Genomic DNA, 23,495 nt, shown 5'->3' with positions numbered 1-23,495 from the left:
AACCATAGCTGAGTTCCTATTTTGGTTCAATCTATTAGTGTTTTTCATGAAATTTAGGATGGGTGTCTAGTTTATTTTGTTTGTTTTTTTGCTCATCATACTGAGCTACTGTTCATATTGTAAATTTTAGTTTTCATCTTGTAATTCTAGGTCTGTTATCGTTACGGATGTCTCACCGTAATTCTTAGCTCTTACTTTCATTAACTCCTTTAACCTGGTTATTTCTCTAGCTGAAAGTCTGAACTTTCCACCTGTGTTCGCGTCTTTAGTGACTTTATCGGTCAACGCATAATTTCTTGACATTCCTATTGATGCTGCTGAGTTAGTAGACATGCCCCCACCAAAGACTCTTTTACTTCCAAATAGATCAGCAATTGCCCAATTATTTATAATGGGTTCAATTTTATCCGACTTATTTATTATTTCTTGGGTTGTTTTATCAGCAAATTGCAACAGATGAAGTTTGAGGTCATTGCTAAAATTAGGAAAATAATCAGCATTTCTCGCATAATAACTAGAGACCTCTAAACTATTTAGAGAATCAATTTTTGTACCTCTATTCGAATTGACAAAATCTGTTGCATTATTTTTTAATAGCTTATATACATTTTTACCTGAAAAGGCTTTTTTATTGATATTTGGGCTGCCGATATACCCTTGATATAATCCATAAATAATTAAAGGTTCTTTACTATAGTTTTTATCTAAAATCCCATACTGTATGTCACTGAGACTCAACTGAAGACTACCAATATTCACTAGCTTTTTATCCAATAGTGAGTCAGGACCAGTTAATATTTTTTCTAAACTAACTATTGGATACCGCTTAACAATTTCGTTAATTAAAGTAATGTTATAAAGATTAAGCCAATAGGCCAATTGCTCTTGTTTTGAATATAAATTAAGGTTGTTTTTCTCGGGCAATGATTCTAAATATTTTTTAACATCATTGACTAAACTTTTTTGTTTAGAAGATTTTATCAACTCATATGTGAATCTGTTACTTTCATTATGGGTAGCACTGGGGAAAACATTTCTTAACCTAGTACCTATCGGAGGTTTGTCAAGTTTAGCATTTATTCTTCTGGATGGTCCCATATCAAGAACATTCGATTCTAATAGTATGTTCACAGGTTCAAAGTTTATTGTTAACTTAGATTTAGGTGAATAACCGCTAAATTGAGGGTAGGCTTTATCCTCAGCGTGAAGATATTTTGGGGCGCTTAAAAGCAACAACAAACAACTAAACTTGATCAATAAACTAACTAATTTAAATAAACTCATAAAAAATCCTTATTTTGAGTAGAATAGCCCACATTCTTCATGAGCAACATAACGAGTCTCTAGATTAACTCGTTTTTTATGTATTTTTATTGATAAACAAACCATAGCTGAGTTCCTATTTTCGTTCAATTGATTACTGTAATTTTACGCAGAATATAAAAAAGTGTTTGATATTGTTTTAATTGGCGTTTTGGAAGGGGTTGCGGCTGGTTGAGTAGCTTTAATTTAGGGTAAAAGGGCCTCCCTTTCTCAATGCATCGTCTTTTGCAACTGTATTTTATGAACAAGGCAATACAGTTTCCACACAATAAAGTAAAGGCATTCATTTTCATCTGACCTCGTAAGGTCAGTTTGTTCATCCCTTTATTCACGATAATATTTCGCTTTTTACTTAAAGGAAAGCCGGTTCTATACAGCCGAGTCGTTTGCCATTATTTAATAAACAGCTATTGTCGTCCGATTCGGCTATCTATTTTTACTTTCATTTTGTCTACATAGCTCAGCTTTTTGCGTGATTCATTATTTATAATAATGCACTCTTCATACTGTTTTTGTTGGCTTTTTTCCTAATGATTAGGATAGGTGTCATCCTAATCATTATTTTCCTCAAAGTGATGAGGAGGTGTCCACTAAAACGGGTCAGGAGCATTGTCCTTGTTTAACAGCTTGTTATAACTAATTACCACTTCTAAGCTGTTCTTTTAAGTTAAGGTTTTCATTTTTCAATATTTCAACTTGCTGCTTGTAAGATGCAACTTCACTCTTTAAGCTAGAAACATCAGACTGTATCCCATCTAGTTTTTCTACAATTTCTATGGAACGTGTATTCCCCAAAAAGAGAACAATTAACGCTATTACGAATAACGTGCCACCAGTTAACTTTACTTTTGATTCCATCCACTACAGCTCCTTTGATTATAACAATTTTGTCTACGACATTTGTCGTTTTATAAACCGACAAATGTCCATATATTACTGTGCATTTATCTTAATCATCAAATAAACACCTGTAAACAATTAGTTAACTGGAAATTATTTTTAATCAATGCACAAATACACGAAATGGTGGAGATCAGTAATATTGGACAAAACAACAAGCACTGTCTATATATACAGTTAACTTTTACTAGGGCGTGTTGATCTTTGCTGGGTGAATTTGCAGCAGTATGTTTGGTTTTGAGGCAAGGCGGAGCCTATGTAACCTGAGCTGCACATAAGAAATGGAACTAAATGCCCTTGCAGTGATCAGATCCTTCGACCAAGAAACATAAGATTACCGAGGCAAGGGCATGAATAACTTAGATGCAATTTACGTAGATGTCGATGATTTTTGTTTATTGTTTGAACCTCAATGGCTTAAACACCTAATAGAATCAGGTGAAAAGCAACGCATTAAGCCATCTCGACTATCCTCTAGCGAAGTGATGACTATATTAATTGCTTTTCATCAATCAGGTTATCGCGACTTTAAAACTTACTACACCAAATTTGTTTGTCAGTATTGGCAAAATTAAGGATGGGTGTCACTGTTATTTTTTTACTGTTATTTTTTTACCACGGTCAATAATGCACGATTAGACAGTATTAAAAATTCAATGCCATTAACTCTGGATGAAGGCGTCATTGTGCCTAATCAAATGCTCGTTGAAGTGCTTATTACGCAATTTAAAGTGTTATTAAAAGGTATTGAAAAGCTCGATAAAGCAATAAAATCGGCTTATAAAGCCCAGCAAGATAAAAAGATATTTGATAGCTTACCCGGTGCAGATCCACAACTCGCCCCACGTTTACTTGTTGCTTTTGGGGGTAATCGTGCGCGTTATAATGATGCTGCAGAACTTCAAAAGTACGCGGGTATAGCGCCTGTTATTGAGCGCAGTGGCCAAAAAATGTGGACTCATTGGCGTTATAGTTGCCCCACTTTTTTAAGGCAAACATTTGTAGAATGGGCAGGCTTTTCTATTCGTTATTCGTTTTGGGCTAAAGCGTATTATGAGCAACAAAAAGCCAAGGGTAAGCCGCATAACAGCATAATTAGATCACTGGCATTTAAATGGATAAGGATTGTATTTAGGTGTTGGAAAACGAATACACCCTACGATGAATCGACGTATTTAGCGGCCTTAAAACGCAGAGGCTCACCACTTTTAAAATTTGCAGTTAATAGCTAAATTTTACTAGTCGTCCACCTCAGGGCGTGTTGTTAGAGGGCTATATCGTACACTAAAACTAGATTTAATTTGCCATCCTCGTATTTTGTTGAGATATGTAACCAATTATAGCCTTCTGTTATTGTTATTATTTCTGGTGCTGAATTACGCTCCTTAACACTAAGAAGAGCGTTATATATTGTGTTTGCCGCTAGAGGTGCAACCTCAATAATTGGCTTAACTAATTCTAAAGCTATTGGAATAGTTTTATGTTTAGGAAAAATATCGACCTCAAAACTGTAGCTTAAACCAAAGTGATGACAGCCACTTTGTTCAATTTTTACTTTTTGCCCTGAATCTAAAACAAAAGTTTCAATTAAAATTCGATCTTGTAACTTTGACAGCAAATAATTATTAGTAAGTGTTTTATTTTTTACTACAGGCTCAGGTAAAGCACGAGTGCACTCTTCCGCAAAGCAGTTCAAAGAGAAAAAGCTTAGAAGTATGAAAGATATCAGCTTAGTCATCGAGCCCTCTAACAACTTTGTCTACGACATTTGTCGTTTTATAAACCGACAAATGTCCATATATTACAGTGCATTTATCTTAACCATCAAATAAACAACTGTAAACAATTAGTTAACTGGAAATTATTTTTAATCAATGCACAAATACACCGAAATGGTGGAGATCAGTAATATTGGACAAAACAACAAGTACTGTCTATATACACAGTTAATTTTTACTAGAGATTCATATCATGAAATCACCTTTTTTAACTATGATAGCCGAACAAATGTATCTAAAGCGTTGTGCTAAAAGTACTATTAAAGCGTATTTATACTGGATAGCTTCGTTTATTCGATTTAACTCTATGAGGCACCCAACAACGATGGGAGATAATGAGGTCGAACTTTTTTTAAATTACTTAGTCAATCAACAAAATGTTGCTCCTAACACTCAAACACAAGCCTTAAATGCGTTGAGCTTTTTATTTAAAGAAGTGATTAAAAAGCCACTTTCATTATCATTAAGTTTTATTAAGAGCAAACGAGCAACTAAACTACCGGTAGTTTTAACGCAGCAAGAAATAAATAATTTTTTTAAAGTGTGCTCTGCAAAGCATTATTTACCCTGTGGATTACTTTATGGCAGTGGTATGCGATTAATGGAGGTACTGCGTTTACGGGTACACGATATTGACTTTGACTATAACTGCATTCGAATTTGGGATGGCAAAGGAGGCAAAAATCGTGTTGTAACCCTTGCCGTAGAGCTCACACCGCAATTACGTTCTCAAATACAATTAGTTGATAGTTACCTGCAATTAGATCTGAAAAACCCTTTATATTGCGGTGCGTACATGCCGCATTTGTTACGTAAAAAATATCCAAATCATAATAAGCAGCTGGGCTGGCAACATTTATTTTCATCACATAAATTAAGCATTGATCCTGAGAGTAAGCAATTAAGACGTCATCATATTGATGAAAAGCAATTACAACGCGCTGTTAAACAGGCTGCTGACGATGCAAAAATTAGGAAACACGTTACACCACATACCTTACGCCATTCATTTGCAACGCACCTATTACAAAGTGGCGCTGATATTCGTACGGTTCAGGCACAATTAGGCCATAGTGATGTGCGAACAACCCAAATATATACTCATGTTTTACAGCAATGAGCCAATGGTGTTATTAGCCCTTTTTCAAGATTATAAATATCTCAGTAACAAGGCAAAAATTTAGTTATATTGTTTGTCTATATGAGAAGTTTTTAACGCAGTTAATGAGTTATTTAGAACGCTAAAATGTTCTACGTTTTAATTCAACGGGTATCCTACTCATGTTTTACAAGAAATTTCCAACGCCGTTATCAGCCCTTTTTCAAGTTTAGAAATCTCCCCGATTTAAAACAAAAAAGCACAACCCACAAGCGCCATGCTTTTTAAATCAATCTTAATCCCGCTTGTTTTACAAACGAATGCCGCCGTCTATTTCAACCACGCGGCCGGTAAAAAAGTCGTTTTCGATTATGTATTGTGCGGTATGGGCAATTTCGTCGCTTTCGCCTAAGCGCCCTACTGGCGTTACTGCAAGCATACGTTGTTTGGCTTCGGGCTTCATGGCGTCGGTCATGGCGGTACTTATTACACCTGGTGCAATAGCGCCTACACGTATACCAAAACGGCCAAGTTCTTTAGCCCATGTGGTGGTAAGTGCCACTACGCCTGCTTTTGATGCCGCGTAATTTGTTTGGCCTATATTACCTGCGCGCGCTACGCTCGACATATTAACGATTACGCCGCCTTTGCCTGATTCAATCATGTGGCTTGCAGCTTCCCGCCCTGCTAAAAACACACCCGTCAGGTTTACATCAATCACGGATTGAAATTGCTCAAGAGACATTTTTTTAACGACTTTGCCGTCTTTAGCCTTTATAAACATGCCGTCGCGTAAAATACCGGCGTTGTTTATAAGCACGCCAATATGGCCAAAATCGCTGTTAATGGTATTAAATACGTTTTCTACTTCGCTCTCATTTGTTACGTTTGCGGCGTAGCCTTTTATGTTGCTGGTTACACCTTCAAGCTGTGTTAGTTTTTCGCATGCGGTGTTTAATAAGTCTTGTGCCATATCTATTAAAGCAATGTTAGCACCCATAAGTGCAAACTTTTGCGCCATTGCAAAGCCTAAACCTTGTGCGCCACCGGTTATGACTACCGTGTTATTTTTAATTTCCACTCGTTGCTCCTACTTAGAAAACAGTTTAAAAATGGCACTAAAGTCATCACTACCCGCATCTTGGTGCTGTAGCATAGTGTATAAATTTTTAGCCATTGAACCCATAGGGGTTGATGAATTACTTTGCTGCGCGGCTTCCATAGCAAGGCCTAAATCTTTAGCCATTAAATCGACCATAAAGCCAGGTTTGTAATCGTTACTTGCAGGGGCTGCATCCATTACACCTGGGCAAGGGTTGTAAAGTTCAAGCGTCCAGTTACGGCCCGAACTTGCGGTCATAATGTCGCTAAGTACTTTAGGATCGAGGCCGTTGTTAATACCCATTTGCAGTGCTTCGCTGGTACCTGCCATTAAAATGCTAAGTAGCATGTTATTACATATTTTTGCTACTTGCCCTGCGCCAATATCGCCTGCATGAAATATGTTTTTACCCATATCACTAAGCACTGTATTTGCTTTATCGAACGCTGCTTTTTCGCCACCTACAATAAAGGTAAGAGTGCCAGCAGTTGCGCCTGCAACGCCGCCCGATACCGGTGCATCCACGAAGCTTATGCCCTGCTCGCCAAGTTTACTGCCTACAATACGTGCTGATTCTGCATCTATTGTTGAGCAATCAATTACTAATGTATTGTTGCTCAGCACGTTAATTAAACCGCTGTCGTCGTTATTACCCAAATACAGCGACTTAACATGTTTGCCCGCAGGTAACATACTAATAAGTACGTCAGCATTAGTTGCACACTGCTTTGCATCAACAGTTGCTTTTGCGCCTTTACTTGCAAGCTCATTTACGACCGACTGGTTTAAATCAAACACGCTAACAATATGGCCTGCTTTAATTAAGTTAGCCGCCATTGGGCCGCCCATATTACCTAAGCCGATAAAACCAATATTTAGTTTAGTCATCGTCTTTCCTTTATTTGTGTGATGGCGTGTCTAAGCCATTGAGAGGGTGTTTTTCGCCAAAGCGGTTAGCAAAAAAACTGTCGATTATTGTTTGTGGTACATCACTTAGTGTTTTGTACTGCCAATTAGGCGCGCCGTCTTTATCTATTAATAACGCCCTTACACCTTCTTGAAATTCACCTACTTCGCCAGCGCGAACCGACATACCCAGCTCCATTTTAAAACACGCTAATAAGCTTTTGCCTTTACTTGTTTTTAATTGCTCACTAACGAGTGCGCAGCTTAGTGGGCATCCGTGTTTTAGTGACTTTTGGGCGCGTTGTAGCCATTTATCGTCAGTGGTTAGCCCTAAAATATAATCAACTTGCTCCTGCAAGGTTGTAAATTCACCCAGCTTTTGAATCGTTTTTAAATTAGCTTTTATATTGCCTTTTGGCATACGCGCAGATTGGTTGTCTAAATCGGTTAATAACTTAGTTAAACGCTCATGATTTAAACTTGCGGTTTTGCCCCACTTTGCAGTTAAAATTTGCGTAAGCATGGAATCATATTTAGTGCTGTCGATAAAGTGATCGGCAAGTGATACAAAACGCGCGTCGTCGCAGTTAATTGATGCCGACGTTAACCCTAAAAATAGCCCCACGTTTTGTGGCATTTTATGTAAAAAGTAACTGCCGCCTACATCTGGGTATAAACCTATGGTTTGCTCTGGCATGGCAATGCGAGATGTTTCGGTTACGACGCGATGGCTAGCACCGGCCATTAGCCCTAAACCGCCGCCCATCACTATACCGTTACCCCAAACAAGGATTGGTTTATCAAAGGTATGAATAAGGTAATCAAGCTTGTACTCAAGCGTAAAAAACTCTTCAACTAAGCTTGTTGGTTTACCTTGCGCCATTGCATGATGAAGGCTTACAACATCGCCGCCTGCACAAAATGCTTTATCGCCTGCGCCTTTTAACAACACCATTGCAATAGCATCATCGTCTTGCCAAGCTCGCAATTGCGGCTCAAGTAATTTGATCATCTCAAAATTAAGTGCATTTAAGGCTTTTGGCGCATTGAGTGTAATAAGCCCAATTAAACTGCCGTTTTCTGCGGTTGCGGTTTCAAATACCACGGGCTCATCGGCGATATTTAATAATGTTAAAGCACTCATTAGCCATTTACCCAGTTAGCGCGGCGTTTTTCTAAAAAGGCATTTACGCCCTCTTGTTGATCTTCGGTATCAAATAAACCAACAAATAACTCGCGCTCAAGAGGCAATACACTTGCCATTGGTTGATGGCGCCCTTTTTGAATCAATGTTTTACACGCTGCAACTGAGGTAGGGCTTTGATCGGCTACTTGGTTGGCCAGTTTTAATGCGGCCGCAAAGCTTTCACCCTGTGGTACTACTTCTTCTACTAAGCCAATTTGCAGAGCTTTATCAGCTTTTAGGCGCTCGCCGCATAAAATCATGCGTTTTGCCCAGCCTTCGCCAACTAGCCATGCTAAATTTTGTGTGCCACCCGCACACGGTAACAACCCAACTTTAGCCTCAGGGAGCGCCATTTGTGCTTGCTCTTCAGCTATACGTATATCGCACGCAAGCGCCACTTCTAGCCCGCCGCCCATTGCATAGCCGTTTATGGCCGCAACCGACACGCCTCTAAAATTAGTCAATGCTTCAAATGCTTCACCAAATACCCGCGACATATCAGCGGCTACGCCTTTATCGCCACCAGCAAATACATTTAGGTCGGCACCCGCGCTAAAAAACTTCTCGCCTTCACCAGTCAGTACTAATGAATAAATATTTTTATTGTTATTAAGCGCATTAACGGTATTTTTTAAATCAACTAGGGTGTCTTTTGTCCAGGTGTTTGCTGGCGGGTTAGACATAGTTAAAATAGCAACATGACCTTCGGTTGTAAGTTCAATACTCGGATTAGATTTAGATTCTGACATACATTGCTCCTTATAAAACGTCGCTTGCAGACTCAGCCAAAATACGGCGCGCTATAATCACACGCATAATTTCGTTAGTGCCCTCTAAAATTTGATGAACGCGTACATCACGTACATGGCGCTCAAGCGGGTATTCTTTTATATAACCGTAACCACCATGAATTTGCAGTGCGTCGTTACACACAGTAAAGCCAACATCGGTAGCAAAACGTTTAGCCATGGCGCAGTAAGTGGTTTTTTCAACGTCGTTATTATCAAGTTTAAATGCAGCAAGCCTTACCATTTGGCGCGCAGCTACAAGTTCGGTGTTCATATCGGCAATTTTAAATTGCAATGCTTGAAACGCAGCCAATGGTTTACCAAATTGTGTACGTTCTTTTAAATATTCACGGGCTGTATTAAGCGCCGCTTGCGCTGTACCAATTGAACATGTGGCAATGTTAATTCGGCCGCCATCAAGGCCTTGCATCGCAAATTTAAAGCCTTCGCCTTCTGCGCCTAACAAGTTATGCGCAGGAATGCGTACATCTTCAAAGCTAATTAGGCGTGTTGGTTGTGCGTTCCAACCCATTTTTTCCTCAGCTTTGCCGTATTCAACGCCTTTTGCGTCGGCAGGCACTACAAATGCCGAAATACCCGCAGCGCCTTCGCCGCCTGTACGTGCCATTACAACTAGCACTTCAGTTTCGCCAGCGCCCGATATAAACATTTTTGAGCCGTTAATAACGTACTCATCGCCCTCAAGCACGGCTTTTGTTTTAAGTGATGCGGCGTCTGAGCCCGACCCTGGCTCAGTTAAACAATAAGAGGCAAGTAACTCGCCCATTACTAATTGCTCAACGTATTTGTCTTTTACGGCATCGGTACCAAAACTTGCTACCATCCAGGTGGCCATATTATGAATGGTCAACATGGCCGTTGTTGCGGTACAACCCATAGCAAGTTGTTCAAAAATAATGCTCGAATCTAAACGTGATAAACCAAGGCCGCCTGCTTCCTCTGGCGTGTATAAACCACAAAAACCAAGCTCGCCCGCTGCTTTAATCGTGTCTTTAGGAAAGATATGTTCGCGATCCCATTTTGCTGCATGGGGCGCAAGTTCTGACTCGGCAAATTGGCGTGCTGTTTGAGCAAAGGCTTGTTGATCTTCTGATAAGTTAAAGTCCATGGTAGAGACCTCTTTAGTTGTGTGTTTGTTGTTGTGTGTTTGTTGCGTTTCGCTTTCCCGTTACAGGGATAGTTTGTGACGAGCGGCGAAGGCTTATGTGTGTTGTGTGTGAAGTAGCCTTCGCGCCCATCTTTTTTATTAATTATTCTTTTATTTACTCATTTTTTAATTACGATTATTTTAAGTTAATACTCATGTTTGGGCCCGACGCAATGTCGTCTTCAAACCAACGTGATGTAATTGTTTTAGTTTCTGTGTAAAAGCGAATACCTTGCTTACCGTACGTGTGAGTATCGCCGTAAAACGAGCCTTTCCAACCAGTGAACGAAAAGAACGGAAGTGGCACCGGAATTGGCACATTAATACCTACTTGGCCTACTTCAATTTCGTGTTGGAATTTACGAGCCACTGCGCCGCTTGACGTGAATAACGAGGTACCGTTACCGTAAGGGCTGTCGTTAATAAGGGCGATTGCCTCTTCAAGCGTGTCTACAAACATACACGCTAGTACTGGACCAAATATTTCTTCTTTGTATAAATCCATTTCTTTGGTTACGTCAGTAAATAACGTTGGGCCAACCCAGTTACCTTGCTCATACCCTTCAACCGTAAAGTCAGAACCATCAATTAAACAGGTAGCGCCTTGCTCTTTACCACCGGCAATGAGTGATAAAATACGTGCTTTTGCTGCTTTTGATGTTTGCGGCCCGTATGCCGCGTTTGCATCATCCCACACGCCTGGGCGTACATTTTCAAAGCCTGCTTTAATTTCATCTACCCACTCACTTGCTTGACCTACAAATACAGCAACCGAAATACCCATACAACGCTGGCCAGCAGCACCTACTGATGCGCCTACTAAGTTATTTACAACGTGCGATTTACTTGCATCAGGCATAATAACCATGTGGTTTTTAGCGCCAACACACGCTTGCACGCGTTTAAGATTTTGTGTGCCTTTAGAATAAATATAAGCACCTACACCACACGAGCCTACAAACGAAATAGCACGCACTGCTTTATCTTCTAGTAAGCGGTCTACTTGTGGTTTTGTACCATGAACAACCTGTAATACGCCTTTTGGTGCGCCGGCTTCAATAAATAGCTCAGCTAAGCGCATTGGTGTAAGTGGATCTTGCTCTGACGGTTTTAAAATAAAGGTGTTACCACACACAATAGCCAGCGGGAACATCCAAAGTGGGATCATTGCAGGAAAGTTAAATGGTGTTACGCCCGCACATACGCCAAGTGGCTGCATGTAAGAATACGTATCGATTTTACGCGCTACGTTTTCCATTGTTTCACCCATCATTAATGATGGTGCGTTTGCTGCTTGTTCTACTACTTCAATACCGCGCCAAACATCGCCTTTTGCATCTTCAAATGTTTTACCCAATTCATGGCAAATAATGGTAGCAAGCTCATCATGATGTTCTTTTAATAGCGCCGCGTACTTCATCATAATGCGAGCACGTTCAGTAATAGGTACGTCTTTCCATGTTTTAAACGTCTCAGAAGCTGAGGCAATTGCCGCGTCCATTTCTGATTCTGTGGTACATGGCACTTGTGCAAGTACTTCTTGAGTTGCTGGGTTTATAACATCGATAAGCTCTTTTGATGCTGATTGAATAAATTCGCCATTAATAAGTAGTGGTACTTGGTGCATGATTAAATCCTAGTGTGTGAGTTGTGTGTTCTCTTTTAAAATTGGTAGCGCCGCTTTGTTAGTATTATTAGTGCAGCGCTTTTATAGTTATTCGTACAGCTTTCTTATAACTATTAAATACCTAGTTAATACGCTTCCACGGCCATAGCAACCGCTTCACCGCCACCAATACATAAAGACGCAATGCCTTTTTTAAGACCTCGGTTTTTAAGGGCATGAATCAGCGTTACTAAAATACGCGCGCCGCTTGCACCAATTGGGTGGCCAAGTGCACATGCACCGCCGTTAACGTTTACTTTACTTTCATCAAGTTTTAACTCGTTAATAGCCAGCATGGTTACCATGGCAAATGCTTCGTTAATTTCCCAAAGATCAACGTCGTTTACAGCCCAACCTGCTTTTTCAAGCACGCTGTTCATAGCCCCTACTGGCGCTACTGTAAATTCACTTGGTTTTTGAGAATGCGTGCTGTGCGCCACAATTTTACAAAGCGGTGTTAACCCTTGCTCTTTTGCTTTTGATTCGCTCATCAATATAAGCGCTGCGCCACCATCTGAAATTGACGATGAATTAGCGGCTGTAATAGTGCCGTCTTTTTTAAAAGCTGCACGTAAGGTAGGAATTTTTTCTGGGCGGGCGTTACCTGGTTGCTCGTCAATCGATACTGTTACATCGCCTTTGCGTGTTTGCATTGTATGGGGTGCAACTTCGTTATCAAAGCTACCATTTTGTATCGCGGCTTTAGCTTTACTTAATGAGCCTAATGCAAACGTATCCATTTGCTCGCGACCAATGCCGTATTCGTCGGCGGTGTCTTGTGCAAAACAACCCATTGCTTTGTTGTCGTAAGCATCTTCAAGGCCATCGCTCATCATGTGATCTTTTATTTCACCGTGCCCCATACGCATTCCGCCACGCGCTTTTGGTATAAAGTACGGTGTGTTTGTCATGCTCTCCATGCCACCAGCAATAGCAGATTGAATAGAGCCCGCTTTAATTAAATCGTTTGCAAGCATGGCCGCTTTTAAACCAGAGCCACATACTTTGTTAATTGTTGTAGCGCCAGTGCTAAGTGCAAGGCCAGCTTTTAACATTGCTTGGCGTGCGGGTGCTTGTCCAAGGCCTGCTGGTAATACGCAGCCCATAATTACTTCGTCTATTGCATCATTAGCTAAACCAGTTTGTGCAAGTGCACTTGCAATGGCGGTTGCGCCAAGCTCGGTAGACTGCGCATCACTTAACGCTCCCATAAAACCACCCATTGGGGTGCGTTTTGCTGCTACAATTACCACTGATTCTAAAGTCATAACTAACTCCATTGTATTTATATGCAAATAGTTGTTAGTATATTTGCTCTATTAATTTAGTATTCATTTATTATTTAATACCCTTACACAATACTAACGTTTACGCCAACGTCAACTAAAAACAGCTTAATTTTTAGTTTTATAAGTGTAATGATTATTTTCCATCGGTTAGGCTACACTGATAAAATAAAAATAACCCATTGAATATTAATAATATAAATCAATGCCTCGCTCAAAAATCTCTTTATAAATAGTTTCAAAACACACCAAGCTTTACCTTTACGTAAACTTCACTTATATTGGAGTTATTCGAATGAGGTAAATACAATTATGAAACCAGATAATCAAACAAACTTTGCAAGCTCAGCCAAAATGCCGGCCAGTAATGAACAAACATTTAGCATTAGCGAACTCGCTAAAGAATTTGACATTACAACCCGCTCTATTCGCTTTTACGAAGACCAAGGGTTAATAACGCCTGATCGTAATGGTCAAACCCGTATTTATTCAAAACGCGATAAAGTGCGTTTAAAACTAATATTACGTGGTAAGCGCCTTGGCTTTACATTGGCCGAAACCGGTCGTTTGTTTGAACTGTACGACGCAGATAAATCAAGCGCTAAGCAGTTGGTTACTATGCTTGACCTTATATCAGAAAAAAAAGCAGACCTATCTCAACAAATGGACGACATTAAAGTTGTTCTTATGGAGTTGGTGACGGCCGAGCGCCGCTGTAGAGACACGCTTAATAAAATAGACGAGTAAGTTTATTTTTAAAATAAAAACACACTGACAACACACACGTCACACAGGAATGAATCATGAGCACTATTTCACTATATAAAGAAATGAACTTTGGCCTTGGCGAAACCGCCGATATGATCCGCGACCACGTAAACAGTTTTGCGAGTCAGGAGATTGCCCCGCTTGCTGAAAAAACGGACTTAGATAACGCTTTTCCAAATCAACTTTGGACTCAAATGGGCGAAATGGGCGTACTAGGTATGACCGTATCTGAAGAACTTGGCGGCGCCGGTTTAGGTTACTTAGAACATGTTATTGCTATGGAAGAAATAAGCCGTGCCAGTGCCTCTATAGGTTTAAGCTATGGTGCGCATTCAAACTTGTGTGTTAATCAAATTAACCGTAACGGCACACAAGCTCAAAAAGAAAAATACTTACCAAAGCTTATTAGTGGTGAGCACATTGGTGCCCTTGCAATGAGCGAGCCTAATGCGGGCTCTGACGTTGTATCGATGAAACTCAAAGCCGAAAAAAAAGGAGATAAGTACATTTTAAACGGTAATAAAATGTGGATCACCAATGGCCCAGACGCACACACACTCGTTATTTACGCTAAAACAGATTTAAACGCTGGCGCTAAAGGCATTACCGCATTTATTGTTGAAAGTGACTTTCCTGGTTTTTCAACAGCACAAAAGCTCGACAAACTGGGTATGCGCGGCTCAAATACCTGTGAGCTAGTATTTGAAAACTGCGAAGTACCCGAGGAAAACATTTTAGGTAACTTAAACGAAGGCGTTAAAGTACTTATGAGTGGTCTTGATTACGAACGCGTAGTACTTGCAGCGGGCCCGCTTGGCATAATGCAAGCGTGTATGGACATAGTGGTACCGTACATTCATGAGCGTAAACAGTTTGATACCCCTATTGGTCAATTTCAGTTAATTCAAGGCAAAATAGCCGACATGTATACACAAATGAATGCTGCGCGCTCATACGTATACACGGTAGCTAAAGCGTGTGACCGAGGCGAAACCACCCGTAAAGATGCCGCCGGTGCCATTTTATACGCCGCAGAGCTTGCAACTAAAATGGCGCTAGATGCAATTCAAATTTTAGGTGGTAATGGCTACATAAACGAATACGCAACGGGTCGTCTTCTTCGTGACGCTAAATTATACGAAATTGGTGCAGGTACATCCGAAATTCGTCGCATGCTTATTGGCCGCGAACTTTTCACAGAAAGCCGTTAAGGATTAAACCATGACTATTTTAAAATCGAGCGTTAATCCTCACGACCCAACGTTTGTGCAAAACCATAAAAATATGTCAGCGCTGGTGGATGATTTACGCAGTAAAGTAGCAACAATTAGCCAAGGCGGAGGCGCTGCATTAAAAGAGCGCCACGAAGGCCGTGGTAAATTATTTGTACGCGACCGCATAAATACATTAATTGACGAAGGCTCACCGTTTTTAGAAATTTCGCAATTTGCTGCCTTTGGTGTGTACGAACAAGCAATACCTTGTGCAGGCGTTGTAGCCGGTATTGGCCGTGTTAAAGGCGTTGAATGCATGATTATTGCAAACGATGCCACGGTTAAAGGCGGTACATATTTTCCGCTTACCGTTAAAAAGCATTTACGCGCACAAGATATCGCCGAGCGTTGCCACTTACCATGTATTTATTTGGTGGATTCGGGCGGTGCAAATCTGCCAGAGCAAGATGATGTATTTCCAGATAAGCTGCATTTTGGTCGTATTTTTTACAATCAAGCCCGTATGTCGGGTAAAGGCATTCCACAAATTGCTGTAGTAATGGGCTTATGTACCGCAGGTGGTGCGTACGTACCTGCAATGGCAGATGAAAGTATTATTGTAAAAGATCAAGGCACTATATTTTTAGCAGGTCCGCCCCTTGTAAAAGCAGCAACCGGCGAAGAAGTAACAGCCGAAGAGTTAGGCGGCGCCGATGTGCACTGTAAAATTTCGGGTGTTGCCGATCACTACGCTGAAAACGACGCCCATGCGCTGTCTATTGCGCGCCAATGTATTGAGCGTATTAATTATACACGCCCTACGGCCCCTCTTCTAGATGATGTAAAACCACCCCGTTACGATATAAACGAGCTTTACGGCATTGTGGGCACCGACCTTAAAAAGCCATTTGATGTACGCGAAGTAATAGCGCGCACAGTGGATGATTCATCATTTGATGAATTTAAACGTTACTTTGGTGAAACGCTGGTCACCGGTTTTGCCAGTATTTACGGCAATCCTGTTGGCATAGTGGCTAATAACGGTATTTTATTTAGTGAGTCGGCGCAAAAAGGCGCGCACTTTATTCAACTGTGTGCTCAGCGCAATATTCCTTTAGTATTTTTACAAAATATTACCGGCTTTATGGTGGGTAAAAAATACGAAGCCGAAGGTATTGCTAAGCACGGCGCTAAAATGGTGATGGCGGTTTCGTGTGCTGATGTGCCTAAATTCACTGTACTTATTGGCGGCTCTTACGGCGCAGGTAACTACGGTATGTGTGGCCGCGCATTTGAACCAACCATGATGTGGATGTGGCCTAATGCTCGTATTTCGGTAATGGGCGGCGAGCAAGCTGCGGGTGTAATGGCGCAAGTTAAACAAGATGGTTTAGCACGTAAAGGCCAATGCATGAGCGAGCAAGAAATCAGTGATTTTAAAAAGCCAATTATTGATCAATACGAAGAGCAAGGTCATCCGTATTACGCAAGTGCACGCTTGTGGGATGACGGCATTATAGACCCTGCCGATACGCGTAATGTATTAGGGCTTGCGTTAACAGCTGCGAATAACGCACCAAAACGTGATTCGAAATTTGGCGTATTTAGAATGTAACCGGAGCGCAAAATGTCAGTAACACTACAAATTACAAAATCTAATGTGGCTGTACTTGTGTTAAGTCGCCCAGAAAAAAGAAACGCATTTAACAGCGAAGTAATACATGAGCTGATCCAGTGTATTGAACATGCAAATACGCTTGATATTCGTGCTTTGGTTTTAAAAACAGAGGGTCAACACTTTTCAGCAGGCGCCGATTTAGCCTGGATGAAATCAATGGCTGATAACAATTACACCGATAACCTAGCTGATTCAATGCAATTAGCTAAATTAATGCAGGTATTGGCAAGCTCCCCGCATCCTACAATTTGTGCTGTGCAAGGTGCCGCTTTTGGTGGTGCTCTGGGCTTAATAGCCTGTTGCGACATAGCCCTTAGTAAAGACGATGCACAATTTTGTTTAAGTGAAGTAAAACTGGGTCTTATTCCGGCGGTTATTAGTCCATACGTTATTAAAGCTATTGGTGAGCGCGCTGCTCGCAGGTACTTTTTAACGGCTGAAGTGTTTGATGCACATACTGCTAAGCAACTTGGCTTAATTCATCAAGTAACCGGTAATTTAGACTGTGCGCTCGATAATATGCTGCAAACACTGATTGATAACGGACCTGTTGCAGTAAAAGCCGCAAAAGCATTAATTAACGATGTAGCAAATAAACCAATAACCGATGAACTCATTGAGCTTACCGCAGAGCGTATTGCAAAAATTCGCGTATCTGAAGAAGGTCAAGAAGGGCTAAGTGCTTTTTTTGATAAACGCCCACCCGCTTGGCAACTGTAGGATTGATTATGAACACACAACGATTACAAAAAATACTGATTGCCAATCGTGGAGAAATTGCGTGCCGTGTAATGCGCAGCGCAAAACAAATGGGCTTAACCACGGTCGCGGTTTACTCTGATGCAGACAAACATGCCCAGCACGTAAAAATGGCTGACGAGGCTTACCATATTGGTGCCGCGCCAAGTAAAGATTCGTATTTAGTAGCAGACAAAATTTTACAAGTTGCCAAAGACTGCGGCGCTGACTGTATTCACCCAGGCTATGGTTTTTTATCTGAGAACAGCGAATTTGCTAAAGCCTGCGAAGCTAATAACATTGCTTTTATAGGGCCACCAGCAAGTAGCATTGAAGCAATGGGGTCTAAAACCCGCGCTAAAGAAATAATGGCAGCTGCTAATGTACCGTTAGTGCCTGGTTATTACGGTGATAAACAAGACCCTGCTTTTTTACAAAGTGAAGCTGAAAAAATTGGCTACCCTGTACTCATTAAAGCGGCCTTTGGTGGCGGTGGTAAAGGCATGCGCGTTGTACAAAAAGCAAAAGACTTTATGAGCGCACTACAAGGTGCGCAACGTGAAGCGATTGCCGGTTTTGGTAACGACTTAGTGTTATTAGAGCGCTATGTAAACCAACCTCGCCATGTAGAAGTGCAAGTATTTGCAGATAACTACGGTAACTGTGTTTATTTAGGCGATCGTGATTGTTCTTTGCAACGTCGTCATCAAAAAGTAATTGAAGAAGCCCCTGCTCCGGGTTTATCTGACGCACTACGCAAAGAAATGGGCGAAGCCGCTGTACGTTGTGCACTGGCTATAAATTATAGAGGCGCAGGTACGGTTGAGTTTTTACTTTGTGGCGATGAATTTTTCTTTATGGAAATGAATACGCGCCTTCAAGTAGAGCACCCAGTGACCGAAATGGTAACCGGTGTAGATTTAGTCAATTGGCAAATTAATATTGCGGGTGGGCAAACATTGCCAATGACACAAAGTAATATTCAATTGCAGGGTCATAGCTTTGAAGCGCGTATATACGCAGAAGATCCAGCCAACGACTTTATTCCGTGCTCGGGCACTATTGAAGCACTACACACACCCCTTAACAGTGAATTTGTACGCATTGATACAGGCATTGCACAAGGCGACGAAATTAGCCCGTTTTACGATCCGATGATTGCAAAACTTATTGTGCATGACGACAATCGCGAACAAGCACTGAGCCGCTTACAACAAGCCCTTGAGCAATTTCATTTAGCAGGTTTTAGCACTAACATTGGCTTTTTACATAATTTAGCAAGCCACCCTACGTTTAAACAAGGTGCGCCAAGCACACACTTTATTGCTGAGCAGGGTGATTCGTTAGTTGCGGTTAACGAATCGTTATTACAAGCAAGTCAGCTTATTGGTGCTTTTGCGTATTTAGAATCGTTAACTAATACCCAAAATACGCAAAGCAGTGCAAGCCCGTGGCAACAGCTGAGTGGTTTTACACTCAATGCACCACAAGTAATTAAAGTCCCTTTTGCCGATTTACAGCTAAGCGCTATAAAAACAGCAGCGGGTTATAGTATTACGCATAACGAGCATGTATTTAAACTACAAGGCACATTAAATAATAATCTGTGCAGTGTATTTATCAACGGTAAAAAACATAGCGCGCACGTAACTACGGTAGGCAATAGTGTGACAGTGATGAATAAAGCACTGCAAACTAAGCTTGAACTAGTTGATAAACATTATATTAGTTCGCACGAAAGTGAAGCACTGCCACTTGCAGCGCCGCTTAATGGCACAGTAGTTAAGCACTTAATCGACATTGGTAGCACAATTACCAAAGGCGATGCGGTTGTTATTATCGAAGCCATGAAAATGGAATACACGCTAAACGCACCGCATGACGGCATTTTAAAAAGCTACTGTTTTGGTGAAGGCGAATTAGTAACGCATGGAGCCTTACTTGCTATTGTCGAAGATACAACTGAGGAAGGTGCATAATGAGTGCCTTTCCAAGTAAAGTACGTATTGTTGAAGTTGGCGCGCGAGACGGCCTACAAAACGAAAAAACAGTAAGCACAGCCGATAAAGTAGCGCTTATTAACGCCCTAAGTGCTGCAGGTTTAAAAGATATTGAAGCGGGCGCGTTTGTCTCCCCTAAGTGGGTGCCACAAATGGCAGACTCAGCGGATGTAATATCAGCCCTTGATTTACCCAATGTAAATTTAAGCGCCCTTACCCCTAACTTAAAAGGTGCACAAGCAGCGCACGCTGTTGGCATTAAAGAGTTTGCTATATTTACCGCTGCAAGTGAGTCGTTTTGTCAAAAAAATATCAACTGCTCAATTGAGCAAAGTATTGAACGTTTTAGCGAAGTAATGGCGTTTGCTAAAGCTAATAATATTCGCGTACGTGGTTATGTAAGCTGTGTACTCGGTTGCCCCTATGAGGGTGATATTGACCCGCAAGCAGTACTAAGTGTATCGCAAAAGCTATTAGATTTAGGCTGTTACGAAGTAAGCCTTGGCGATACCATAGGTGTTGGCACCGCAAAAAAAGTAACGCAATTAATCGAGTTACTTTTAACGCACATTGATAAAGCCAAGTTGGCCGTGCATTTTCATGATACATACGGCCAAGCGCTCACAAATATTTACGCAGCTTTAAGCCTAGGTATTGCAACGGTTGACGCGGCAGTCGCGGGCCTTGGTGGCTGTCCTTATGCTAAGGGGGCGTCAGGAAATGTTGCCACCGAAGATGTAGTTTACTTACTGCAAGGGCTTGGCATTGAACACTCAATTGATTTACAAAGGTTAAGTGACGCTGGCTGGGAAATAACCAAAGCACTTGGTAAGCAACCTGTGAGCAAAGTATCTGTGGCACTGCACACAAAATAACCTGAGCTCTGGATAATAAATCTATCTCGAGCAGCTATTTTCAGCACTAACTGCGTTGAATTTACTTGCAATAGGCCAGCTATTGACGCGTAAATTCGCCTTGTTTTCACTGAAAATCTCTGGCTAGAGAAAATAAATTTAAATATCACCCTGATTCATATGTTAGTAAATCTATTAACCAGAGTTCAGGTTAAATAGCTATCTTATGAAATGATGATTAAAGATAGTTAACAACAAATAGCACACAATGAGGAGAGACTCATGGCCGGTTTTGATAAGGTAGTTTCTAGTTACGAAGCTGCAATGGAAGGATTAAAAGACGGCGATACCATTATCGCCGGTGGTTTTGGTTTATGTGGTATTCCTGAGGGCTTAATTAAACAAATTAAGCACATGCAAACAAAAAACTTAACCGTAGTATCTAATAACTGTGGTGTTGATGACTTTGGTTTAGGTATTTTATTACAAGACAAACAAATTAAAAAAGTAGTTGCCTCATACGTTGGCGAAAACGCCCTATTCGAGCAGCAGTTATTAAGTGGCGAAATTGATGTAGAGCTTACGCCTCAAGGTACATTAGCTGAAAAAATGCGTGCTGGTGGCGCGGGTATACCTGCATTTTACACCGCTACCGGTTACGGTACTCCTGTGGCTGAGGGTAAAGATGTAAAAGAGTTTAATGGTCGCCCGTATATTTTAGAAGAATCTATAACGGGTGAATTTGCTATTGTTAAAGCGTGGAAAGCCGACCGCTTTGGTAATTTAGTGTTTAGACACACCGCCATGAACTTTAATCCAATGGCGGCAACAGCTGGTAAAATTACCGTTGCCGAAGTAGAAGAAATTGTAGAGCCGGGCGAGCTTGAACCAAGCCAAATTCATACCCCGGGTATTTTTGTAAATCGCGTTATTAAAGGCAGCTTTGAAAAACGCATTGAACGTGTAACAACACGAGATTAAGCAGGAGCAAAATTATGGCATTATCACGTGAACAAGTTGCAATGCGCGTTGCACAAGAACTACAAGACGGTTACTACGTAAATTTGGGCATAGGAATTCCGACACTCGTCGCAAACTATGTACCAGATGATATTGAAGTTATGTTACAGTCCGAAAATGGCCTTTTAGGCATGGGCCCGTACCCAACTAAAGCAGAGCTAGACGCCGATATGATTAACGCGGGTAAAGAAACCGTGACAGCAGCCACAGGTGCAGCCATATTTAATAGTGCAGATAGTTTTGCCATGATACGGGGTGGTCATGTAGACTTAACCGTTCTGGGTGCATTTGAAGTTGACCAGAACGGCAACATCGCATCGTGGATGATCCCTAAAAAGCTGATTAAAGGCATGGGTGGCGCGATGGATTTAGTCGCTGGCGCGAAAAATATTATTGTTACTATGACCCATGCAAGTAAGCATGGTGACTCTAAACTATTAGAAGCCTGCTCTTTACCGCTTACTGGCGTTAATTGCGTAAAAAAAATAGTAACAGATTTAGCCGTATTAGAAGTTAAAGACGGCGCATTTCATCTATTAGAACGTGCTCCGGGCGTTACTGTTGATGAAATCATTAGTAAAACAGCAGGTAAATTACTTGTTGACGGTGAAGTTCCAGAAATGGTTTTTTAGGCTTTAGCTTAAAATAACGCTTTACCCTGTACCGACCTCATTCCCAGTGCCAATGGCGCTGAGTTACCCAAAATCCCTCTTACGAGGGATTTTTTTTATCTTTTGTCATTATTTTTACCGTCATTCATACATCTGTAGTAAATTTTATCTATAATACAAATATAAACTAAATGTAAGCGCTTAGATTCTTTGCACTATTTTGTGGATAGCCTGCACCCTTTTTGTGAACTAGCGTTAATTTTATTTTTAACCTATTGATATTTAAAAATTAAATAGTTGGTTCAAATTTTGCCTAAGTAAGGCGTCTCAATAAATTAAATAATTCTGGAAAACATGCAAACTCCTATTCGTGGCCTTCGCTCTTTTTGCTTTGCCGCAAGAAGCCTAAGTTTTAAGCATGCAGCTAATGAGCTGTACTTAACGCCGTCTGCGGTAAGCCATCAAATAAAACAACTTGAAGAACAACTTGGTATTGAGCTTTTTCAACGTAAAACTCGTTCAATTAGCTTAACCACAGCGGGTAAAAACTTTTTTGATGCTGTGTCTCCTATCATCACAATGTTAGAGAGCACCATTAATGAGTTTAGTCAGATGCAGCAAAATACAAATTTGACGATTACCCTGCCTGAATTTTTTGCCAGCGAACTACTCATGCCTAAATTAAGTGAGTGGACCTCAGAACACCCTAATATAAACCTGCAAATGGACACGCTTAAAACACGCAAAGAATTAACGCGTCATAGCGATTTATCTATTGTATTGTCCTCTGGTAAACCTACTGAAGGGTTAGCGACTGAGTTGTTTAACCTTGAATATATTCCTGCATGTAATAAAAAATTGCTCGATCAGTGGAGGGACGATCATCGTCAAGCCCTTAACCAAGTTCCGCTAATCTTGCACAAAGCTCGCCCTTGGGCTTGGCATCAGTGGGCCGAAAAAGCAGGGATTGATGATTTTTCTCCTTCGCAGATTATTCAAATAGATAGCATGTTTGGTGTAGCGCGTGCAGCGCAGCAAGGCATGGGCATTGCACTTATTCCACTGCCTATTAGCCAAAGCTGGCTAGATGAGCAATGGCTTTACAAGTTATTCGAACAGCCTTTAACAACTAAAGATAAATACTATTTAGTGCAGCACGAATCAAACAAGCCTAATCACCCCCTTGATTTATTTGCGAAGTGGGTTGTAAATACGTTTAGAAAAATCCAAGAATAATCCCTATTAGACGAGTTCAGTAATACAACCTACTCTATGTTGTATTACTGAACTCGTCTAAACCTCTCTGCAAATTTAAATAATTTTTTAATTAAATACATAAACTTAGCACCATGCATTAGACTAAAGTCTATAGTTTAATTTTTTTCACTCATTGGTTTCGTTTTTATCGTT

The 23,495-nt window shown here is 40.9% G+C and carries 20 protein-coding genes and 3 pseudogenes; 12 read left to right on the top strand and 11 right to left on the bottom strand.

Annotated elements, in window-relative coordinates:
* Positions 1-126: 126 nt before the first annotated feature.
* From AC5NT5_RS08150 to AC5NT5_RS08140, 3 genes and pseudogenes are all read right to left on the bottom strand, one after another.
* Entirely contained in the window at positions 127-1,284 is a 1,158-nt protein-coding gene (locus AC5NT5_RS08150) for a DUF547 domain-containing protein (RefSeq protein WP_494513078.1), read from the bottom strand.
* Positions 1,285-1,533: 249 nt separating this feature from the next.
* Positions 1,534-1,811, bottom strand: a pseudogene (locus tag AC5NT5_RS08145) (hypothetical protein); the annotation flags it as partial.
* 148 nt (positions 1,812-1,959) lie between these two features.
* The gene (locus tag AC5NT5_RS08140) at positions 1,960-2,181 is read right to left on the bottom strand and encodes a hypothetical protein (protein ID WP_494513079.1); all 222 of its coding nucleotides are present in this window, start codon (positions 2,179-2,181) and stop codon (positions 1,960-1,962) included.
* 392 nt (positions 2,182-2,573) lie between these two features.
* Between AC5NT5_RS08140 and AC5NT5_RS08135 the strand changes: the two are divergent.
* Together AC5NT5_RS08135 and AC5NT5_RS08130 are read left to right on the top strand one after the other, a co-directional pair.
* Positions 2,574-2,795: pseudogene (locus tag AC5NT5_RS08135) on the top strand (IS982 family transposase); the annotation flags it as partial.
* Positions 2,796-2,834: 39 nt separating this feature from the next.
* A pseudogene (locus AC5NT5_RS08130) lies at positions 2,835-3,455 on the top strand (transposase); the annotation flags it as partial.
* Positions 3,456-3,487: 32 nt separating this feature from the next.
* On the opposite strand, the gene AC5NT5_RS08125 reads toward AC5NT5_RS08130, so the two are convergent.
* Complete coding sequence (locus tag AC5NT5_RS08125) at positions 3,488-3,961, bottom strand: hypothetical protein (RefSeq protein WP_494513080.1); 474 nt, start codon at positions 3,959-3,961, stop codon at positions 3,488-3,490.
* A gap of 233 nt (positions 3,962-4,194) precedes the next feature.
* On the opposite strand from AC5NT5_RS08125, the gene AC5NT5_RS08120 reads away from it, so the two are divergent.
* Positions 4,195-5,121: an integron integrase gene (locus AC5NT5_RS08120; protein WP_494513081.1), complete on the top strand. Its 927-nt coding sequence runs from the start codon at positions 4,195-4,197 to the stop codon at positions 5,119-5,121.
* A gap of 289 nt (positions 5,122-5,410) precedes the next feature.
* On the opposite strand, the gene AC5NT5_RS08115 is transcribed toward AC5NT5_RS08120, so the two are convergent.
* From AC5NT5_RS08115 to AC5NT5_RS08085, 7 genes are all read right to left on the bottom strand, one after another.
* Positions 5,411-6,181 (bottom strand): SDR family oxidoreductase, encoded by a 771-nt coding sequence (locus AC5NT5_RS08115; protein WP_494513082.1) that lies wholly within the window; start codon positions 6,179-6,181, stop codon positions 5,411-5,413.
* A gap of 9 nt (positions 6,182-6,190) precedes the next feature.
* Entirely contained in the window at positions 6,191-7,090 is a 900-nt protein-coding gene (gene mmsB, locus AC5NT5_RS08110; protein ID WP_494513083.1) for a 3-hydroxyisobutyrate dehydrogenase, read from the bottom strand.
* 10 nt (positions 7,091-7,100) lie between these two features.
* Complete coding sequence (locus AC5NT5_RS08105; RefSeq protein ID WP_494513084.1) at positions 7,101-8,252, bottom strand: enoyl-CoA hydratase/isomerase family protein; 1,152 nt, start codon at positions 8,250-8,252, stop codon at positions 7,101-7,103.
* The gene (locus AC5NT5_RS08100) at positions 8,252-9,043 is read right to left on the bottom strand and encodes an enoyl-CoA hydratase (protein ID WP_494513085.1); all 792 of its coding nucleotides are present in this window, start codon (positions 9,041-9,043) and stop codon (positions 8,252-8,254) included. Before AC5NT5_RS08100 ends, AC5NT5_RS08105 begins: the two co-directional genes overlap by 1 nt.
* Positions 9,044-9,053: 10 nt before the next feature.
* A complete protein-coding gene (locus AC5NT5_RS08095) occupies positions 9,054-10,211 on the bottom strand; it encodes an acyl-CoA dehydrogenase family protein (protein WP_002961869.1) in 1,158 nt (385 codons plus the stop codon).
* Between the two features lie 175 nt (positions 10,212-10,386).
* Entirely contained in the window at positions 10,387-11,877 is a 1,491-nt protein-coding gene (locus tag AC5NT5_RS08090; RefSeq protein WP_494513086.1) for a CoA-acylating methylmalonate-semialdehyde dehydrogenase, read from the bottom strand.
* A 125-nt stretch (positions 11,878-12,002) separates the two neighbouring features.
* Positions 12,003-13,184, bottom strand: a complete 1,182-nt coding sequence (locus AC5NT5_RS08085) for a thiolase family protein (RefSeq protein WP_494513087.1) — start codon at positions 13,182-13,184, stop codon at positions 12,003-12,005.
* Between the two features lie 330 nt (positions 13,185-13,514).
* On the opposite strand from AC5NT5_RS08085, the gene AC5NT5_RS08080 reads away from it, so the two are divergent.
* From AC5NT5_RS08080 to AC5NT5_RS08040, 9 genes are all read left to right on the top strand, one after another.
* A complete protein-coding gene (locus AC5NT5_RS08080) occupies positions 13,515-13,949 on the top strand; it encodes a MerR family transcriptional regulator (RefSeq protein ID WP_165723432.1) in 435 nt (144 codons plus the stop codon).
* 56 nt (positions 13,950-14,005) lie between these two features.
* Positions 14,006-15,181 carry an isovaleryl-CoA dehydrogenase gene (locus AC5NT5_RS08075; RefSeq protein WP_494513088.1) on the top strand — a complete coding sequence of 392 codons (1,176 nt, stop codon included), beginning with the start codon at positions 14,006-14,008 and terminating at the stop codon, positions 15,179-15,181.
* 10 nt (positions 15,182-15,191) lie between these two features.
* Positions 15,192-16,799, top strand: coding sequence for a carboxyl transferase domain-containing protein (locus AC5NT5_RS08070; protein ID WP_494513089.1), 1,608 nt, complete (start codon positions 15,192-15,194; stop codon positions 16,797-16,799).
* Positions 16,800-16,811: 12 nt separating this feature from the next.
* Complete coding sequence (locus AC5NT5_RS08065; RefSeq protein ID WP_182695017.1) at positions 16,812-17,582, top strand: enoyl-CoA hydratase/isomerase family protein; 771 nt, start codon at positions 16,812-16,814, stop codon at positions 17,580-17,582.
* Between the two features lie 8 nt (positions 17,583-17,590).
* Positions 17,591-19,579, top strand: coding sequence for an acetyl/propionyl/methylcrotonyl-CoA carboxylase subunit alpha (locus AC5NT5_RS08060; RefSeq protein ID WP_494513090.1), 1,989 nt, complete (start codon positions 17,591-17,593; stop codon positions 19,577-19,579).
* The gene (locus AC5NT5_RS08055; RefSeq protein ID WP_182711287.1) at positions 19,579-20,475 is read left to right on the top strand and encodes a hydroxymethylglutaryl-CoA lyase; all 897 of its coding nucleotides are present in this window, start codon (positions 19,579-19,581) and stop codon (positions 20,473-20,475) included. Before AC5NT5_RS08060 ends, AC5NT5_RS08055 begins: the two co-directional genes overlap by 1 nt.
* A 261-nt stretch (positions 20,476-20,736) precedes the next feature.
* Positions 20,737-21,435, top strand: a complete 699-nt coding sequence (locus AC5NT5_RS08050; RefSeq protein WP_008135270.1) for a CoA transferase subunit A — start codon at positions 20,737-20,739, stop codon at positions 21,433-21,435.
* Between the two features lie 14 nt (positions 21,436-21,449).
* A complete protein-coding gene (locus AC5NT5_RS08045) occupies positions 21,450-22,106 on the top strand; it encodes a CoA transferase subunit B (protein WP_002961879.1) in 657 nt (218 codons plus the stop codon).
* Positions 22,107-22,439: 333 nt separating this feature from the next.
* Positions 22,440-23,321 (top strand): LysR family transcriptional regulator, encoded by an 882-nt coding sequence (locus AC5NT5_RS08040; protein WP_494513091.1) that lies wholly within the window; start codon positions 22,440-22,442, stop codon positions 23,319-23,321.
* The last annotated feature ends 174 nt before the right edge of the window (positions 23,322-23,495 follow it).

The organism is Pseudoalteromonas sp. J2K-J599 (assembly GCF_059295115.2).
Note: the sequence above shows the minus strand (reverse complement) of the source record. Positions and strands in the feature narration are given on the sequence as shown.

What these genes read in the sequence shown, in the direction of transcription:
- AC5NT5_RS08150 (WP_494513078.1), bottom strand. Translation starts at nt 1,284, where the DNA reads ATGAGTTTATTTAAATTAGTTAGTTTATTGATCAAGTTTAGTTGTTTG.
- AC5NT5_RS08140 (WP_494513079.1), bottom strand. Translation starts at nt 2,181, where the DNA reads ATGGAATCAAAAGTAAAGTTAACTGGTGGCACGTTATTCGTAATAGCG.
- AC5NT5_RS08125 (WP_494513080.1), bottom strand. Translation starts at nt 3,961, where the DNA reads ATGACTAAGCTGATATCTTTCATACTTCTAAGCTTTTTCTCTTTGAAC.
- AC5NT5_RS08120 (WP_494513081.1), top strand. Translation starts at nt 4,195, where the DNA reads ATGAAATCACCTTTTTTAACTATGATAGCCGAACAAATGTATCTAAAG.
- mmsB (WP_494513083.1), bottom strand. Translation starts at nt 7,090, where the DNA reads ATGACTAAACTAAATATTGGTTTTATCGGCTTAGGTAATATGGGCGGC.
- AC5NT5_RS08105 (WP_494513084.1), bottom strand. Translation starts at nt 8,252, where the DNA reads ATGAGTGCTTTAACATTATTAAATATCGCCGATGAGCCCGTGGTATTT.
- AC5NT5_RS08100 (WP_494513085.1), bottom strand. Translation starts at nt 9,043, where the DNA reads ATGTCAGAATCTAAATCTAATCCGAGTATTGAACTTACAACCGAAGGT.
- AC5NT5_RS08095 (WP_002961869.1), bottom strand. Translation starts at nt 10,211, where the DNA reads ATGGACTTTAACTTATCAGAAGATCAACAAGCCTTTGCTCAAACAGCA.
- AC5NT5_RS08090 (WP_494513086.1), bottom strand. Translation starts at nt 11,877, where the DNA reads ATGCACCAAGTACCACTACTTATTAATGGCGAATTTATTCAATCAGCA.
- AC5NT5_RS08085 (WP_494513087.1), bottom strand. Translation starts at nt 13,184, where the DNA reads ATGACTTTAGAATCAGTGGTAATTGTAGCAGCAAAACGCACCCCAATG.
- AC5NT5_RS08080 (WP_165723432.1), top strand. Translation starts at nt 13,515, where the DNA reads ATGAAACCAGATAATCAAACAAACTTTGCAAGCTCAGCCAAAATGCCG.
- AC5NT5_RS08075 (WP_494513088.1), top strand. Translation starts at nt 14,006, where the DNA reads ATGAGCACTATTTCACTATATAAAGAAATGAACTTTGGCCTTGGCGAA.
- AC5NT5_RS08070 (WP_494513089.1), top strand. Translation starts at nt 15,192, where the DNA reads ATGACTATTTTAAAATCGAGCGTTAATCCTCACGACCCAACGTTTGTG.
- AC5NT5_RS08065 (WP_182695017.1), top strand. Translation starts at nt 16,812, where the DNA reads ATGTCAGTAACACTACAAATTACAAAATCTAATGTGGCTGTACTTGTG.
- AC5NT5_RS08060 (WP_494513090.1), top strand. Translation starts at nt 17,591, where the DNA reads ATGAACACACAACGATTACAAAAAATACTGATTGCCAATCGTGGAGAA.
- AC5NT5_RS08055 (WP_182711287.1), top strand. Translation starts at nt 19,579, where the DNA reads ATGAGTGCCTTTCCAAGTAAAGTACGTATTGTTGAAGTTGGCGCGCGA.
- AC5NT5_RS08050 (WP_008135270.1), top strand. Translation starts at nt 20,737, where the DNA reads ATGGCCGGTTTTGATAAGGTAGTTTCTAGTTACGAAGCTGCAATGGAA.
- AC5NT5_RS08045 (WP_002961879.1), top strand. Translation starts at nt 21,450, where the DNA reads ATGGCATTATCACGTGAACAAGTTGCAATGCGCGTTGCACAAGAACTA.
- AC5NT5_RS08040 (WP_494513091.1), top strand. Translation starts at nt 22,440, where the DNA reads ATGCAAACTCCTATTCGTGGCCTTCGCTCTTTTTGCTTTGCCGCAAGA.